The organism is Rhizobium leucaenae USDA 9039 (assembly GCF_000426285.1).
Classification (GTDB): domain Bacteria; phylum Pseudomonadota; class Alphaproteobacteria; order Rhizobiales; family Rhizobiaceae; genus Rhizobium; species Rhizobium leucaenae.
Window position 1 is genome coordinate 253,051 of record NZ_AUFB01000004.1, and the last position, 15,252, is coordinate 268,302.

At 61.1% G+C, this 15,252-nt stretch carries 15 protein-coding genes; 11 read left to right on the forward strand and 4 right to left on the reverse strand.

The features are described 5' to 3' along the window. Positions 1-82 precede the first annotated feature (82 nt). Positions 83-727, forward strand: coding sequence for a TetR/AcrR family transcriptional regulator (locus tag K290_RS0108280; protein ID WP_037135113.1), 645 nt, complete (start codon positions 83-85; stop codon positions 725-727). A 63-nt stretch (positions 728-790) separates the two neighbouring features. Continuing rightward, complete coding sequence (locus K290_RS0108285; RefSeq protein ID WP_028751476.1) at positions 791-1,168, forward strand: DUF427 domain-containing protein; 378 nt, start codon at positions 791-793, stop codon at positions 1,166-1,168. Here K290_RS0108285 and K290_RS0108290 read toward each other — a convergent pair. The 4 genes from K290_RS0108290 to K290_RS0108305 all read right to left on the reverse strand — a co-directional run bounded on the left by K290_RS0108290 (position 1,165) and on the right by K290_RS0108305 (position 5,625). Beyond that, positions 1,165-2,235: an ABC transporter ATP-binding protein gene (locus tag K290_RS0108290; protein WP_028751477.1), complete on the reverse strand. Its 1,071-nt coding sequence runs from the start codon at positions 2,233-2,235 to the stop codon at positions 1,165-1,167. The genes K290_RS0108285 and K290_RS0108290 overlap by 4 nt on opposite strands. A gap of 21 nt (positions 2,236-2,256) precedes the next feature. Further along, positions 2,257-3,105 carry a carbohydrate ABC transporter permease gene (locus K290_RS0108295; RefSeq protein ID WP_028751478.1) on the reverse strand — a complete coding sequence of 283 codons (849 nt, stop codon included), beginning with the start codon at positions 3,103-3,105 and terminating at the stop codon, positions 2,257-2,259. After that, a complete protein-coding gene (locus K290_RS0108300; protein ID WP_028751479.1) occupies positions 3,098-4,036 on the reverse strand; it encodes a carbohydrate ABC transporter permease in 939 nt (312 codons plus the stop codon). The genes K290_RS0108295 and K290_RS0108300 overlap by 8 nt, the downstream gene beginning before the upstream one ends. A 287-nt stretch (positions 4,037-4,323) precedes the next feature. Next, positions 4,324-5,625: an ABC transporter substrate-binding protein gene (locus K290_RS0108305; protein ID WP_028751480.1), complete on the reverse strand. Its 1,302-nt coding sequence runs from the start codon at positions 5,623-5,625 to the stop codon at positions 4,324-4,326. A gap of 220 nt (positions 5,626-5,845) precedes the next feature. Here K290_RS0108305 and K290_RS0108310 point away from each other — a divergent pair, with 220 nt between their 5' ends. From K290_RS0108310 to K290_RS0108355, 9 genes are all read left to right on the forward strand, one after another. Then, positions 5,846-7,048, forward strand: coding sequence for an ROK family transcriptional regulator (locus K290_RS0108310; protein ID WP_028751481.1), 1,203 nt, complete (start codon positions 5,846-5,848; stop codon positions 7,046-7,048). A 40-nt stretch (positions 7,049-7,088) separates the two neighbouring features. Continuing rightward, positions 7,089-8,189, forward strand: coding sequence for a Gfo/Idh/MocA family protein (locus K290_RS0108315; protein WP_028751482.1), 1,101 nt, complete (start codon positions 7,089-7,091; stop codon positions 8,187-8,189). Between the two features lie 24 nt (positions 8,190-8,213). Then, the gene (locus tag K290_RS0108320; protein ID WP_028751483.1) at positions 8,214-8,855 is read left to right on the forward strand and encodes a ThuA domain-containing protein; all 642 of its coding nucleotides are present in this window, start codon (positions 8,214-8,216) and stop codon (positions 8,853-8,855) included. A gap of 183 nt (positions 8,856-9,038) precedes the next feature. Continuing rightward, positions 9,039-10,082: a CorA family divalent cation transporter gene (locus tag K290_RS0108325; RefSeq protein ID WP_154668568.1), complete on the forward strand. Its 1,044-nt coding sequence runs from the start codon at positions 9,039-9,041 to the stop codon at positions 10,080-10,082. 854 nt (positions 10,083-10,936) lie between these two features. Then, complete coding sequence (locus tag K290_RS0108335; protein WP_028751486.1) at positions 10,937-12,019, forward strand: ABC transporter ATP-binding protein; 1,083 nt, start codon at positions 10,937-10,939, stop codon at positions 12,017-12,019. A gap of 15 nt (positions 12,020-12,034) precedes the next feature. After that, positions 12,035-13,105 (forward strand): ABC transporter ATP-binding protein, encoded by a 1,071-nt coding sequence (locus K290_RS0108340; RefSeq protein ID WP_028751487.1) that lies wholly within the window; start codon positions 12,035-12,037, stop codon positions 13,103-13,105. A gap of 2 nt (positions 13,106-13,107) precedes the next feature. Beyond that, entirely contained in the window at positions 13,108-13,980 is an 873-nt protein-coding gene (locus K290_RS0108345) for a carbohydrate ABC transporter permease (RefSeq protein ID WP_028751488.1), read from the forward strand. Positions 13,981-14,018: 38 nt separating this feature from the next. Continuing rightward, positions 14,019-14,900, forward strand: coding sequence for a carbohydrate ABC transporter permease (locus K290_RS0108350; RefSeq protein WP_028751489.1), 882 nt, complete (start codon positions 14,019-14,021; stop codon positions 14,898-14,900). A gap of 12 nt (positions 14,901-14,912) precedes the next feature. Continuing rightward, positions 14,913-15,200 carry a DUF2160 domain-containing protein gene (locus K290_RS0108355; RefSeq protein WP_028751490.1) on the forward strand — a complete coding sequence of 96 codons (288 nt, stop codon included), beginning with the start codon at positions 14,913-14,915 and terminating at the stop codon, positions 15,198-15,200. Positions 15,201-15,252: the final 52 nt, after the last annotated feature.

The following is a 15,252-nucleotide window of genomic DNA, read 5'->3' on the forward strand; positions in this document are numbered from 1 at the left end:
TCCTCTGGTACTTCAGCTTAAACGGAGGAGCCTCCGTTTATTATCCTAGAGACTTGTCGGACATCGTCAAGTCGCAATCCGCATGGAGCGAAAATTGGCTTCGAGGCCATTGTCAGAGCTGAAGGACGACACGCCGCCAGGCGCAAAAACCCTACGCGCGGATGCGCGGCGCAATCGCGACAAGCTCATCGAAGCCGCGGCGCAAGCCTTCGCCAACCACGGCACCGCCGCCTCGCTCGAAGACATCGCGCGCCGCGCCGGCGTCGGCGTCGGTACGCTCTATCGTCATTTTCCAACCCGCGAGCATCTGGTCGAAGTCGTCTATCGCCATGAGGTCGAGGTGCTCTGCAACGCCGCCCAAGAGCTTTCGCGCGAACGCGCGCCGGATCAAGCGCTGGAAGAATGGATGCACCGCTTCGTCGGCTATATCGCCACCAAACGTGGCATGGCCGACAGCCTGCGCATCCTGCTCAACAGCAATTCCGAACTCTTCGCCGACAGCTACGGCATGGTGCCGATCGCGCTCCGCGGCCTGATCGAACGGGCAGTGGCCGACGGTTCCATCCGCGCCGACGTCGACAGCACCGATGTGCTGCACGCACTGTCCGGCACCTATTCCATGCCCAATTCACCGGAATGGCACGAGCGCTCCCGCCGCCTCGTCCGCCTTCTGATGGACGGCCTGCGCTGGGGGGCGCCGAAAGCGCTGAAGCCGCAGGGGGCCTGATATTCGGCGGGGCACTTCCTATATGCTTTTTTGAACTGAGTTCGTCAGGCGAGGAGAGCAAGAATGTCCGAAAAGCTGGTCAAGATTCCCGGTCCCGATCATCCCATCACGATCGAGAACAAGCGCGCCCATGTCACCGTCTCGGTGGCCGGCAAGGTCATTGCCGATACGCGTGACGCGCTATCTCTGAGGGAAGCTTCCTATCCACCGGTTATTTATGTGCCGCGCGGAGATGTCGACATGTCGGCGCTTCAGAGGACAGACCATGCCACCTACTGCCCCTATAAGGGCGATTGCTCCTACTACAGCATCCCCGCCGGTAGCGAGCGCTCGGTGAACGCGGTCTGGACCTACGAAAATCCCCACGCCGCCGTCAGCCAGATCAAGGATTACATGGCCTTCTACCCGGATCGGGTCGACGCCATCAACATCGACTTTTAAAGGGCGAGCCCGCTTCCGCTGTCGAAAACATAGACCTGCTCGGCATTGACGCTGACCTTCAGTTGCTCGCCGTAGCGAACCGGTGCCTCACCGTCGACGACGGCGGTCACCTGCTCGCCGGCCAGATCGAACAGCACATGGGTCTGCGCGCCCGTCGGCTCGACCAGCAAAGTCTGCCCGGTGAGCGGCGAGCCGCCGCCCGTCAAGCTCAGATGTTCCGGCCGAAGGCCGATCTTTACATTCTGGCCGGACTTCACTTTTCGCTCGTTGGCGATGCGCACCGGTGTGCTGTCCCTCAGCCGCACCGCTGGAACCCCCTCGACGCCTTCAACCACGCCATCGAGGAAATTCATGGCCGGCGAGCCGATGAAGCCGGCGACGAAGAGATTTGCCGGCTGGCGATAAAGCTCGATCGGCGTGCCCTGCTGCTCGATCTTCCCCTGATTCAGCACCACGATGCGGTCGGCAAGCGTCATCGCCTCGATCTGGTCATGCGTGACGTAGATCGAAGTGGTCTGCACCTTCTGATGCAGCGCCTTGATTTCCGAACGCATCTGCACGCGCAGCTTCGCGTCGAGGTTGGAGAGCGGCTCGTCGAACAGGAAGACGGCCGGGTTGCGCACCACGGCGCGGCCCATGGCAACGCGCTGGCGCTGGCCGCCGGAGAGCTGCGCCGGCTTGCGGTCAAGCAGCTTGGTGAGGTCGAGCATGCGCGCGGCTTCATTGACCCGTTGCGCGATGACCGGCTTGGTTTCGCCCGAGAGCTTCAGGTTGAAGCCCATGTTCTCGGCGACCGTCATGTGCGGATAGAGCGCATAGGACTGGAAGACCATGGCGATGTTGCGTTCACGCGGCGTCATGGCGTTGACCACCTGCCCGCCGATCGACACGTCGCCATCGGTGATTTCCTCAAGCCCGGCGATCATCCGCAGCAGCGTGGACTTGCCGCAGCCGGAGGGACCGACGAGCGCGATGAACTCGCCGTCCTCTATCGCCAGCGAGATATCGTGGATGACGGTCAGCGCCCCATAGGCCTTGTGGATGTTATGCAGTTCGACGGATGCCATTTGTTTGTGCTCCAATAAGGCTCAGGATTTCACGGCGCCGGCGGTAAGGCCGGCAATGATGTGCTTCTGCGCCAGGAAGAAGACGATGACGGTGGGCAGGATGGTCAGCGTGATGAAGGCAAGCACCAGCTCCCATTCCGTGCCGAATTCGCCGCTATAGACCATCATGCCGAGCGGCCAGGGATAGATCGAATCCGAGTTCAGCATGATCAGTGGCAGGATGTAGCTGTTCCAACTGCCGACGAAGGAAATGATGCTGACGGTCGCGATGATCGGTCGCGAGAGCGGCAGCGAGATATGCCAGAAGAAGCGGATATAGCCGCAACCATCGACAAACGCTGCCTGGAACAATTCTTCCGGAAGGTTTCTAAAATAGTTCCGGAAGAGCAGGATGCTCATGCCGAGGCCGAAAGCCACCTGCGGCAGCACCACGCCCCAATAGGTATTGAGCAGGCCGAGATCGCGGATACGGATGAAGAGCGGCAGGATGGCGGTGGCCGCCGGGAACATCAGCCCGATGAGGAAATAGTTCAGCAGGAAGTTCGAGCCGAAGAACTTCACATGCGCAAAGGCGAAAGCCGCCATGGCCGAGACCGACAGCGTCAGGAAGACGGTGAGAACGGCGACGATCAAAGAGTTCATCATCTGCCGCCAATAGCGGTCGCCAAACAGGATGCCGGTATAATTCTCGAAATGCCACTCGGCCGGCAGGCCGAAAGGATTGGTGCGGAGATCGCCGAGCGTCTTGAAGCCGCCGAGCGCGGTCGTCAGAAGCGGGATCAGCACGATGGCGGCGATGATGGTCAGCGACACGTAGAGATAAATCTTCGTGCCGGTGGTCATGCGAACGGATGAGGCCATATCAGTCATTGCGCATAAATATCCGTTTGTAGCCGAAGGCGAGGGTGACGCAGATCACGAACAGCACGACGCCGACGGCGCTGCCGAGGCCGACCTGCATGCGGGTGACGCCGAAATTGTAGAGGAAGGTCACCATCGTCTGCGTCGAGTTGAACGGGCCGCCGCCGGTGAGCGGCATGATCATGTCGAAAAGCTGCAACGATCCCACAACGGCGAAGAAGACGGAAAGGCGCAGCGTCGAGCCAAGCAGTGGCAGCGTCACGTAGCGGAACTTCTGCCTGCCGGTTGCGCCATCAATCTCGGCCGCCTCCAGCACGCTCTTATCGAGCGATTGCATGCCAGCGATGAACAGCATCATGTGAAAGCCGAAATATTTCCACACGATCACGCCGAGCACCGCATACATCGCCAGATTCTTGTCGGCGAGCACGTAGGGCGTCGGGGTGCCGAGGAAATGCGCGATCGCGGCAAACAGGCCGTAGTCGCCGTCATAGACGAAGCGCCAGATCAGGCCGGCGGCGACTTCCGCCAGCACATAGGGCAAGAAGAAGATCAGCCGGAAGAGCACGACGCCGCGAATACGATGCGCCAGCATCGTCGCCAACCAGATGGCCAGCGGCACCTGGATGGCGATCGAAACCAGAATGATCAGCGCATTATTCTTCAGCGACGTCAGGAAGGCGTCGTTCTTGAACAGAACTTGGAAATTGCGCATCCCCACGAACTCGGTCGGCGGCCCATAGCCGTTCCAGCGATAAAGGCTGTACCAGGCCGCTTCCCCCATCGGCAGGATGACGAAGATGGTGAAGAGCAGCAGAGCGGGCGGCAGGAACAGTAGAATGACGGGCAAGCGGCCGCGCGCGGCCGGCGATTTTCGCTTGGTCGCGGGCCTCGCTCTTGCAATGGAGGGCATGGCGGTCGTGGCGCTGACATCGGTCATGGGTGATCCTGACCCCTAAATTCAGGGAGATGCGTCGTCTTTGGAAATGATGAGCCGGTTTTCGGGAACTGACTCACCCGGTCAATTGTCACGCCAAATTGGCGCAAGGCACGTTTCACCTTCTCCCCGCCGGGGAGAAGGATGCCCGAAGGGCAGGTTGAGGGGGCATTGCACCGTAAGACCGCCCGCGGAGCTTGCCGCGACACCCCATCATTCGTCTCTCACGATTTCGCGACGCTCAATCGTTCGATCCACCTTCTCCCCGTTGGGGCGAAGGGGTTTAGGCGTCAGAACTGGTCCTGCTCGAAAGCGTCCTGGACCTGCTGCGCGCCATCCTTTGGCGAAATCTGGCCGGAGACGATGCCGACAGCCACATCGTTGACGACGCGGCCGACCGAGGGGCCGAGATCCTGGTCGAAGAAGTTCTGGTGCCAGGTCGAATGCGCCAACTGGTCGGCGGCTTCGTGCATCAGCGGACCCTTGACGCCATCTTCCGCACCGACGGCGACCGGGATGATCATGCCGGCCTGCGCCAAGGTGCGCTCGTTTTCGGCATTGGTCAGATAGGCAAGGAAATCGAGCGCTTCCGGCGGAGCCTTCTTGGTAACGGCCCAGCCGTTCAAGCCACCGAGCGTATCGGTCGGAAGGCCGGCGCCACCGGTCACGGCCGGGAAGGCGAAGCGGCCGATATTGTCATCCGCCAGGCCCTTGCCGTCGCCGGCATTGGTGCGCTGATTGGCAACCGTATTTTCGAAGCCGAGGATCATCGCAGCCTTGCCGTCGCCGAAGACACCGAGCGCCTGCGGCCAGGTGGTGCCGAGATAGCCGGGCTGGAAGGCTTCGAGCTTGCCGAGTTCGGCGAGCTGCTCACCCGCCTTGATGATGGCCGGATCGTTGAAACCGTTGCCCTTGCCGTTCTTGGCATCGTTGAAGACCTGCTGGCCGCCGTCGCGCATCACCAGATAGCTCCAGTAGAAATGGATCGGCCACTTCTCCCCGCCGCCGCCGGCAATCGGCGCGATACCGGCGGCCTTGATCTTCTTGACCGCGGCCAGATAATCATCCCAGGTCTTGATGGCACTCGCATCGACGCCCGCCTTGGCGAACAGCGCCTTGTTGTAGAAGAAGGACACCGTGCCAAGCTTGTAGGGTACGGCACTGATCTTGTTGTCGAAGGTCAGGCCTTTCACCGCCGCGGGATTGTAGCTCTTCACCCAGGCGCCATCCTTGGCATTCATCGCCGCGGTCAGGTCCATCAGCGTGCCCGTCGCCTGCTGCTGCTTCAGCACGCCGCCACCCCAGCTAAAGAAGAAATCGGGCGCGTCCTTCGATTGCAGCAGCGTCGGCAGCTTGGCCTTGAAAGCCTCGTTGGCCAGGAACTGCATCTCGATCTTCGTGCCAGGATGCTTGGCCTCGTACTGATCCGCAATCTTGCGCCAAACGGCGACATAGTTCGGATCGGTTTCCAGATGCAGCCATTTGACGACGGTGTCGGCGGCAGCGCTGGACGCACCTGCCAGAATCGTCAGCCCGGTGGTTGCAGCAATAGCGGCGATGCGAAGGGCCTTGGCCCCACGTAGATGGATCATGATTTTCTCCTCCCAAGGGAACCAAGAGCCTCAATATTTTTTCCCTTATGCGGATTAATTCAACGGAGCTTTGCTGAAATGTCAACCACCATCGCTAAATTTTCGGCAGATTACCCGCAAGACGGCTTGACATTGGGCGATGACCATAGGTTAGTTAATTCGCATTCCGTTAAAAATACCAGGCCGCAGCCGAGCGGGTCCATCATTCGGCGCCATTCTCATGAAAACAGCAGATCCCGAGCTTATGCGGGCGATAAACCGCTTCAACGTGCTGGATACGATCCGGCGGGCGGGCTCCATCGCACGTATCGAAATCAGCGACCGCACCCAGCTTTCGACCACCACCGTGTCGGCGATCACCGCGTCGTTGCTGGATGACGGGCTGATCCTGGCGCGCACCGAAGGCGACCTGCGCGAGGCCGCAGCTCGAGGCCGGCCCCGCGTCATGCTGGAACTCAATCCGGATGCCGCGCGCGTCGTCGGTGCAAAAATCGCCGCCAACCGCATGGTCTTCGTCGTGACGGACTTTCGCGGCGAGGTGCTTTCCACGCTGACGCTGGCGCTCCGCGTCGATCGACAGCCGATCGGCGTCATTGCCGATCTCATCGAGGATGGCGTGCGCCGCTGCGTCGTCGACGCCAATCTCGCTCTGGACGAAATCGATTCCGTTTGCCTCGGCCTGCCCGGCGTCATCGAGCATCGCACCGGGCATGTCCGCACCAGCCCGATCTTCCGCGAAACCGGCATCGATTTCGCCAAGGAAATGTCGGAGCGGCTGGGCGTGACCACCATCGTCGAGAGCGATGCGCATGCCATCACGCTGGCGCATCATTGGTTCGGTAAGGCGAGAGACCTGGACGACGTGGTGCTCGTGTCGCTGGAACAGACGCTGGGGCTTGGTGTGCTGCATGGCGGTCAGCTATTCCGCGGCGCTGGCGGCCTCAGCCACAATCTCGGCGATCTCGTGCTCGGCATGGGCCCGCAGGGCACCGTTAGACTGGCAAGCCTTGCCGGCGAAAGCGCCATTCTTGGCGATCAGCCGAGCGGCCGCTTTGCCGAAGCCATCCGCCTCGGCCGGGGAATGGCGCACGCCAAGACGCTGATCGACGCCGAAGACAATGCGCTGATCAGCGCGGCAATCCGCGCTGGCGAAGCCTGCGGCATGGCGCTCGCCAACATCGTCACGCTGTTTGCGCCGCCACGCGTCATTCTTGTGGGATCGAGCCTGGCGCTCGGCCAGCCCTTCCTCGACAGCCTGCGGGAAGCCTATTCGCTGGCGATCCCGCCATCGATCAAGGGCGTGACCGAACTCGTTTTCGACCAGTCGACCGACGAAACCTGGGCGCAAGGCGCTGCCGTCGTCGCTCTGCGCGAACTCTACGAATCGCCCTGGGGAACGACGGGACCGGCACCGGCCCTTTGATTCGCGGGACAGCCAAAGACAATTCATCTGGAGGAAACCTATGAACAAGGTCGGCATCGGCATTATCGGCTGCGGAAATATTTCCGGCGCCTATCTCACCGCCATGAAATCCTTTCCCATTCTCGACATCAAAGGCGTGGCCGATCTCAATCGCGAGCTCGCCGAGGCGAAGGCCGCCGAATTCGGCCTGAAGGCGGTCGATATCGCCGACTTGCTGGCGGACCCATCGATCGAGATCATCGTCAACCTGACCATTCCCAAGGCGCATGTCGCCGTCGGACTTCAGGCCCTGGACGCCGGCAAACACACCTATTCGGAAAAGCCGCTCGGCATCAACTTCGCCGAAGGCAAGAAGCTCGCGGATGCCGCGGCGGTCAAGGGCCTTCGCATCGGCGCAGCGCCTGATACCTTCCTCGGCGGCGGCCACCAGACGGCCCGCGCCATCATCGACGAGGGCGCTATCGGTATCCCCGTCGGCGGAACCGCCACCTTCATGTGCCCGGGCCACGAACGCTGGCATCCGAATCCGGCTTTCTATTACGAGGTCGGCGGCGGCCCGATGCTTGATATGGGTCCCTACTACATCACCGATCTCGTCAACCTGCTCGGCCCCGTCTCCCAGGTCGCCGGCTTTGCCGTCACGCCGCGCAAGGAGCGCATCATCACCAGCGAACCGCGCAACGGCGAGCACATCCCCGTGCATGTGCCGACGCATGTCGCCGGCATGATGGCCTTTGCCAATGGCGCGGTCGTCCAGATCGGCATGAGCTTCGACGTCGCCGGCCACAAGCATGTGCCGCTCGAAGTCTACGGCACCGAAGGCACGCTGATCGTGCCCGACCCCAACCGTTTCGGCGGTCCGGTGGAGTTTCTGAAGAAGGGCGGCGAATTTGCCGAGCGCGAGATCATCGCACCCTATGCCGACGGCAATTACCGTTCGCTTGGCGTCGCCGACATGGCGCATGCCATCCGCTCGAACCGTCCGCATCGCGCCAATGGCAGCCTCGCGCTGCATGTGCTCGAAGTCATGGAAGCCTTCCAGACGGCCTCCGACACCGGGCGCACCGTCACTATCACGACGCAAACGGAGCGTCCTGCCCCTCTGTCCGAGTCCCTGGTTGACGGACAGATCGGCCGCTAATTGAGCTAGTTCAGGAGGAATATCATGCGTGAAGCACTCATCGTCTGGGGCGGCTGGAGCGGCCATGAACCGCAGGAATGCGCCCATATCATCCGTGACATGCTGGAGGAGGACAGCTTCAAGGTCTACCTCGAAAACAGCACCGAAGCCTTCGCCGATCCGTCGATCCACGATCTCAGCCTGATCGTGCCGATCGTCACCATGTCGAAGATCGAGAAGGAAGAGGTGAAGAACCTCGCCGCGGCGATCGAAAGCGGCGTCGGCATCGCCGGCTATCATGGCGGAGCGGGCGACAGTTTCCGCGAAAGCGTTGAATACCAGTTCATCATCGGCGGCCAATGGGTCGCCCATCCCGGCAACATCATCGATTACAAGGTCAACATCACGCGGCCGGACGACCCAATCATGGAGGGGATCACCGATTTCCCCTACACGTCGGAGCAATATTACATGCATGTGGACCCGTCGAACGAGGTGCTGGCGACCACGACTTTTACCGGCGACCACGCCTACTGGATCGACGGCGTCGTCATGCCGGTCGCCTGGAAGCGCAAATACGGCAAGGGCCGCGTCTTCTATTCCTCGCTCGGCCACCAGGCGAAGGAATTCGACGTGCCGCAGATGAAGACTATCTTCCGTCGCGGCGCCAACTGGGCGGCGCGCTGAGGGCGCTTTCGCCGCTGCGGAGCAAGGATGCCCCTCACCCGAACCCTCTCCCCGTTTTGACGGGGAGAGGGGACGACCTCTGTATTCATATCACCTTGCCACCTTGAGCCGAACTGATAAAATATCGCCGGCACGCCACAAATACCTGTGCTGCTTGCGCTTTTTGCTGTCATGGGGGGCGGGATGGGTCAAGGCGCCATGGAAGCACCGAATACGTCGACGGTCAGCTACGGCACCGAACCGGGTCTGCGTTTCGCTTCCCAACTCGACGGACGTGGCGGTTGCCGGCAGCTCTGCATGGATGAGGTGAGTGTCTGGGAACCCGGCGATGGTGTGACCTGGCTGCATCTCGAGCGCGACCACCCCGCGACAGCAGACTGGGTCACTCATAAGAGCGGCTTCGATCCCTTCGTTATTGAAGCCTTGCTGGAAGAAGATTCGCGCCCCCGCGTCGAACCGGTCGGCGATGGCCTGTTGATCATCCTGCGCGGCGTCTGCGCCACGTCGCCTGACGGCGCGACGCAGAAGCCCGCCGATATCGACCTTGTGCCTCTGCATCTGTGGGTCGACGGCGAGCGCATCGTTTCGCTCCGCGACAGCGGCCACTACATCACGGCGCTGCGCGATATCCGCCTGTCGCTGGAGAAGAAAAAGGGGCCGCAGCGCACCGGCGACCTGCTCGCCCTCATCGGCGACAAGCTGGTGCGCGACCTCGAACCTGTGCTCGACGCCATGGACGAAGAGGTGGACGAACTCGACGAACTGATCTTTCACGGCGAAGCCGGTCAGGTGCGCGAACGTCTGAAACTGCTGCGTCGGCGGGCCGTGCAGCTTCGCCGTTATCTCGCGCCGCAGCGCGACGCGCTGAACCGCATCGAGCATGACGATGCGCCCTGGCTTGCCGAGCGCGACAAGCTGCGCATGCGCGAAGTGATCGACAAGCTGATGCGCTATATCGAATATCTCGATGCCATCCGCGACCGCACCAGCATCCTGCACGACGACTTGTCGACTGTTATCAGCGAGCGCATCGCCCGCAACTCCAACCGCCTCGCCGCCCTCGCGGCCCTGCTTTTGCCGCCGAGCGTCGTCGCCGGCCTCTTCGGCATGAATGTCGGCGGCATTCCCGGCGTCAACGACACCTGGGCCTTCGTCATCATCGTCATCTTCGTTACGGTAAGCTCGATCGCGACCCTCTGGGTCCTGAAGCGCATCAACTGGCTTTAGCACTCCGACATCGCTTAGCCTCCCATCGCCGACCCAAGCGGATCGGCGAAGATGTCCACCTGCATTCGATCCTGTTCGCCCTGCATGGTTTCGGCCACGCGTCCGGCGAACTTCATCGCTTTCGAATATATGGCGGGCGATCCTAAAAGAGCGGCTTCATCGATGTTATCGATCGCCCGGGCACAGGCGTCGATGTCATTCCGGAAAGGACCAGCCGCCATCTCGGCGAAGACGATCGCGGATTTTTCGGCGGATTTTTCGTCAATTCTTCAAGGGAAAGCCGGGCCAGGCTAGGGCAGAACCGTCGCTGCGGCTTCGTGCATTCGGGTGGCCTTTTCGGCATTTTCGATGCTGGTCAAGTGGTTGTGGCGTAGGCAAAAGCATGTGCCCCGACGTTGCTTTCGGCTGGAAATTGCAGCTTGCCCAATTTTCGTTTGACATTCCTTTATCTTCATTTATCGTCATTCTAGTTTCGTTTTCGCGTGAGGGGTAGAAATCGAAACGAGGGGAGATTCAATTGTCCAGAGCTCAAATCGACGTCATGGATGTCATCGATTGCGGTGCGAGCCGCAATGCCGTCGAGCGCGGCCGCCGCACTCTTCCAAGAGAGATGCAGGCTTTTGAATTTATCACATCTGGATTGACGCAATTCACTCCTCCAAGATCGTCCCGCCGCTCCCGAATCCGTCGAAGGGACGGGCATTCGGCGTCGATGCCAAAGCCGGTTTCGGCAAGAGGTATCGCTGAGTGAAAATCTAGGCGATCGCGGGGCACATCCCCGGATTGCTACCCGATGGGAAACAAACAGGCCATACGGCCCGGCAATCCGTCGCAGCCTATGGAAGGAGCATATCGTGCTTGAACTTAGAAACGTGTCGAAGGTGGTCGGCGGCGAAATGCACATCGCCGAAACGAACCTGACGCTGCAGCGCGGCACGTTGAATGTCCTCCTCGGACCGACGCTTTCGGGCAAGACATCCCTGATGCGGCTGATGGCCGGGTTGGACAAGCCGACTTCGGGCACGATCCACGTCGATGGCGCCGATGTTACGGGCGTTCCCGTGCAACGCCGCAACGTCGCGATGGTCTACCAGCAATTCATCAACTATCCCGCGATGACCGTTTACGACAATATCGCATCGCCGATGCGCCTTCGTGGCGTCAATGCGGCGACGATCGACCGCGAAGTGAAGAAAGCGGCCGATCTCCTGCGGCTCGGTCCTTTCCTCGATCGCCTGCCGCTCAGCCTCTCCGGCGGGCAGCAGCAGCGCACGGCACTTGCCCGCGCCATCGTCAAGAATGCCGGCCTGGTGCTGCTCGACGAGCCGCTTGCCAATCTCGACTATAAGCTGCGCGAAGAGCTGCGCGCCGAATTGCCGAAAATTTTCGCCGAATCCGGCGCCATCTTCGTCTACGCCACGACCGAACCTTCGGAAGCGCTGCTTTTGGGCGGCAATACCGCGACCCTGTCGGAGGGCAGAATTACGCAGTTCGGTCCGACGATCGATGTCTTCCGCCGGCCGAAAGACTTGATCACCGCCGTCACCTTCGCCGATCCGCCGCTGAACACGATCTCGCTCGACAAGCGCGGCAATCTCTTCGTGCTGAACGGCGCGATGAGCCTGCCCGTGCCGCAGGGCCTCGAAGCTCAGCCGGACGGCCCCTACACCATCGCCTTCCAGCCGCATCATCTGGCGCTGAAACCGCAGACATCCGAGGCGGTCGCGGCACCAGCAAGGGTGATGGTCACCGAAATCACCGGTTCGGAAAGCTTCATCCACATCGATTTCGCCGATCGGCGCTGGGTCATGCTGACCCAGGGCGTCGAGGACATCGATGTCGACGACGCGATCGATGTCTACATCGACCCGCGCCACATCATGGTGTTCGACACCAACGGCGCCGCCGTCACACCCGCCCTGCAACGGGCCGCCTGAGGAGAGACACGGCCAATGGCACGCATCGACCTTGACCATATAAGACACGCCTATAACGACCATCCCAAATCCGATGCGGATTATGCGCTGAAGGAAGTTCATCATAGCTGGGAGGACGGCAGCGCCTATGCGCTGCTCGGGCCGTCCGGCTGCGGCAAGACCACCCTGCTCAATATCGTTTCCGGCCTCGTGCGCGCCTCGGAAGGCCGCATCCTCTTCGACGGCAAGGACGTGACCAGGCTGTCGACGCAGGAGCGCAACATTGCGCAGGTCTTCCAGTTTCCGGTCGTCTACGACACGATGACGGTCTATGAAAACCTCGCTTTTCCCTTGCGCAACCGGCACGTTCCCGAAGCCGAGGTGAAGCGCAAGGTCGATGAGATCATCGAGATGATCGGCCTCTCCGACAGCGCCCATCGCAAGGCGCGGGGATTGACGGCCGATGCCAAGCAGAAAATCTCTCTCGGCCGCGGCCTGGTGCGCTCCGATGTCAGCGCCATCCTGTTCGATGAACCGCTGACGGTCATTGATCCGCATATGAAATGGGTGCTGCGTTCGCAGTTGAAGCAGCTCCACCGCCGCTTCGGCTTCACCATGGTCTATGTCACCCATGATCAGACGGAGGCGCTGACCTTCGCCGACAAGGTCGTGGTGATGTACAATGGCGAGGTGGTGCAGATCGGCACGCCGAATGATCTGTTCGAGCGGCCGCGCCACACCTTCGTCGGCTATTTCATCGGTTCGCCGGGCATGAACGTCATGCCGGTAGAGATCGAGGGCCGCAACGCCCGTCTCGCCGGCAGCACCGTTGCGCTACCCGGCGCTCCCGCGAACGGACAGGCCGGCAAGACCGAACTCGGCATTCGCCCGGAATTCGTCCGCCTCGGCCGCGAGGGCATGCCGGCGACCGTGACCAAGGTCGAAGACCTAGGCCGCCGCAAGGTAGTGCGCGCCAAACTGCAAGGACAGGAGATCACGGCCATCATCGGCGAGGATCAGACCGTGCCGGCCGAACCGCACATCGCCTTCGACCCCGCCGGCATCAATATCTACGCCAACTCCTGGCGCGTCGAGATGGGAGCCTGATCATGGACAAGACCTGGAACAACAAAGCCTGGTTCATGCTCATTCCCGTCCTGGTACTGGTCGGCTTCTCGGCCGTCATTCCGCTGATGACGGTGGTGAACTATTCGGTGCAGGACACCTTCGGCAACAACGTCTTCTTCTGGGCGGGCACGCAGTGGTTTGAAGAGATCCTTCATTCCAGCCGTTTCTGGGATTCGATGATGCGGAACCTGATCTTTTCCTTCGTCATCCTGGCGATCGAGGTGCCGCTCGGCATCTTCATCGCACTCAACATGCCGAAGAAGGGTATCGGCGTGCCGGTCTGCCTGGTGCTGATGGCACTGCCGCTGCTGATCCCGTGGAACGTCGTGGGAACAATCTGGCAGGTGTTCGGCCGCAGCGATATCGGCTTGATGGGTTATGTCCTCGTCGGCTTCGGCATCGACTACAACTATGTGTCCGATCCGGCCGATGCCTGGGCGACGATCATCATCATGGATGTCTGGCATTGGACAAGCCTCGTCGTGTTGCTCTGCTATGCCGGCCTCGCCTCCATTCCCGATGCCTTCTACCAGGCCGCCAAGATCGACGGTGCATCGCGCTGGTCCGTCTTCCGCTACATCCAGCTCCCGAAGATGAACCGCGTGCTTTTGATCGCCGTCCTCCTGCGCTTCATGGACAGTTTCATGATCTATACCGAACCTTTCGTCGTCACCGGCGGCGGCCCCGGCAATTCGACGACCTTCCTGTCGATCGATCTCGTCAAGATGGCCCTTGGCCAGTTCGATCTCGGCCCGGCAGCGGCAATGTCGCTGATCTACTTCCTGATCGTGCTTCTGCTGTCCTGGGTCTTCTACACCGTCATGACCAATTATGATGCGGGAGCGACGCGATGAGCGGCAAACCTCTTACGACCTCCGCAGGCGATACCGCCATGAACAAGGTGGCAGCTTCCAACCCGGTCGCGGGCGTTACCGCCACCACGGGCACACAACTGGTGAGCCGGCACCGCGAGGAAGGGCGCTGGTCCTGGGTGGTGCCGACGCTCTACATCATCTTCCTGCTGCTGCCGATCTACTGGCTCGTCAATATGAGCTTCAAGACGAATGAGGAGATCATCAGCGGATTGACGCTCTATCCGCATGAGCCGACGCTGCGCAATTACGCGATCATCTTCACCGATCCGTCCTGGTACAAGGGCTATATCAACTCGATCACTTATGTCGTCATGAACATGGTGATCTCGGTTGCCTGCGCCCTGCCCGCAGCCTACGCCTTCTCGCGCTACCGGTTCCTCGGCGACAAGCACGTCTTCTTCTGGCTGCTGACCAACCGCATGGCGCCGCCGGCGGTCTTCGCCCTGCCTTTCTTCCAGCTCTATTCGGCCTTCGGCCTGATCGATACCCATATCGCCGTGGCGTTGGCGCACTGCCTGTTCAACGTGCCCTTGGCAGTCTGGATTCTCGAAGGCTTCATGTCAGGCGTGCCGAAGGAGATTGACGAGACGGCCTATATCGACGGCTATTCGTTCCCGCGCTTCTTCCTGAAGATCTTCATTCCGTTGATCGCAAGCGGCATCGGCGTCGCCGCCTTCTTCTGCTTCATGTTCTCCTGGGTCGAACTGTTGATCGCTCGCACGCTGACGACAACAGACGCCAAGCCGATCGCCGCCATCATGACGCGCACGGTCTCCGCCGCCGGCATGGATTGGGGCCTGCTTGCCGCCGCCGGCGTGCTGACGCTGATCCCCGGAGCGCTCGTCATCTATTTCGTCCGCAATTACATCGCCAAGGGATTCGCGCTCGGCCGCGTCTAAGAGGAAACCGCCATGAACACCGATTTCTCCTGGATGGCCTGGACGCTGCCGACGGCGCTGTTCTTCGTGACCATCCTGCTGCTTCTGCTCGGCATGGCCATTTGGGAATATTTCTCGCCCGGCGGCAATCCGCGCGTCGGCATCCTGCATTTCGAAACGACACGCGGCGACCGGCTGTTCGTCTCGCTGCTCGGCGCCGCCTTTATTCATGTCGCCTGGCTAGGCCTTGGAGGGCCTAACCTGTGGTGGGCGGTCGCCATTTCGGTGGTCTACGCCATCGGCGTTTTCCGTCTGGTCTAATGGTTCAAAGAGTTACCGCGCCCCTTTTGCCATTTCCGGACAGGTGGCGCCG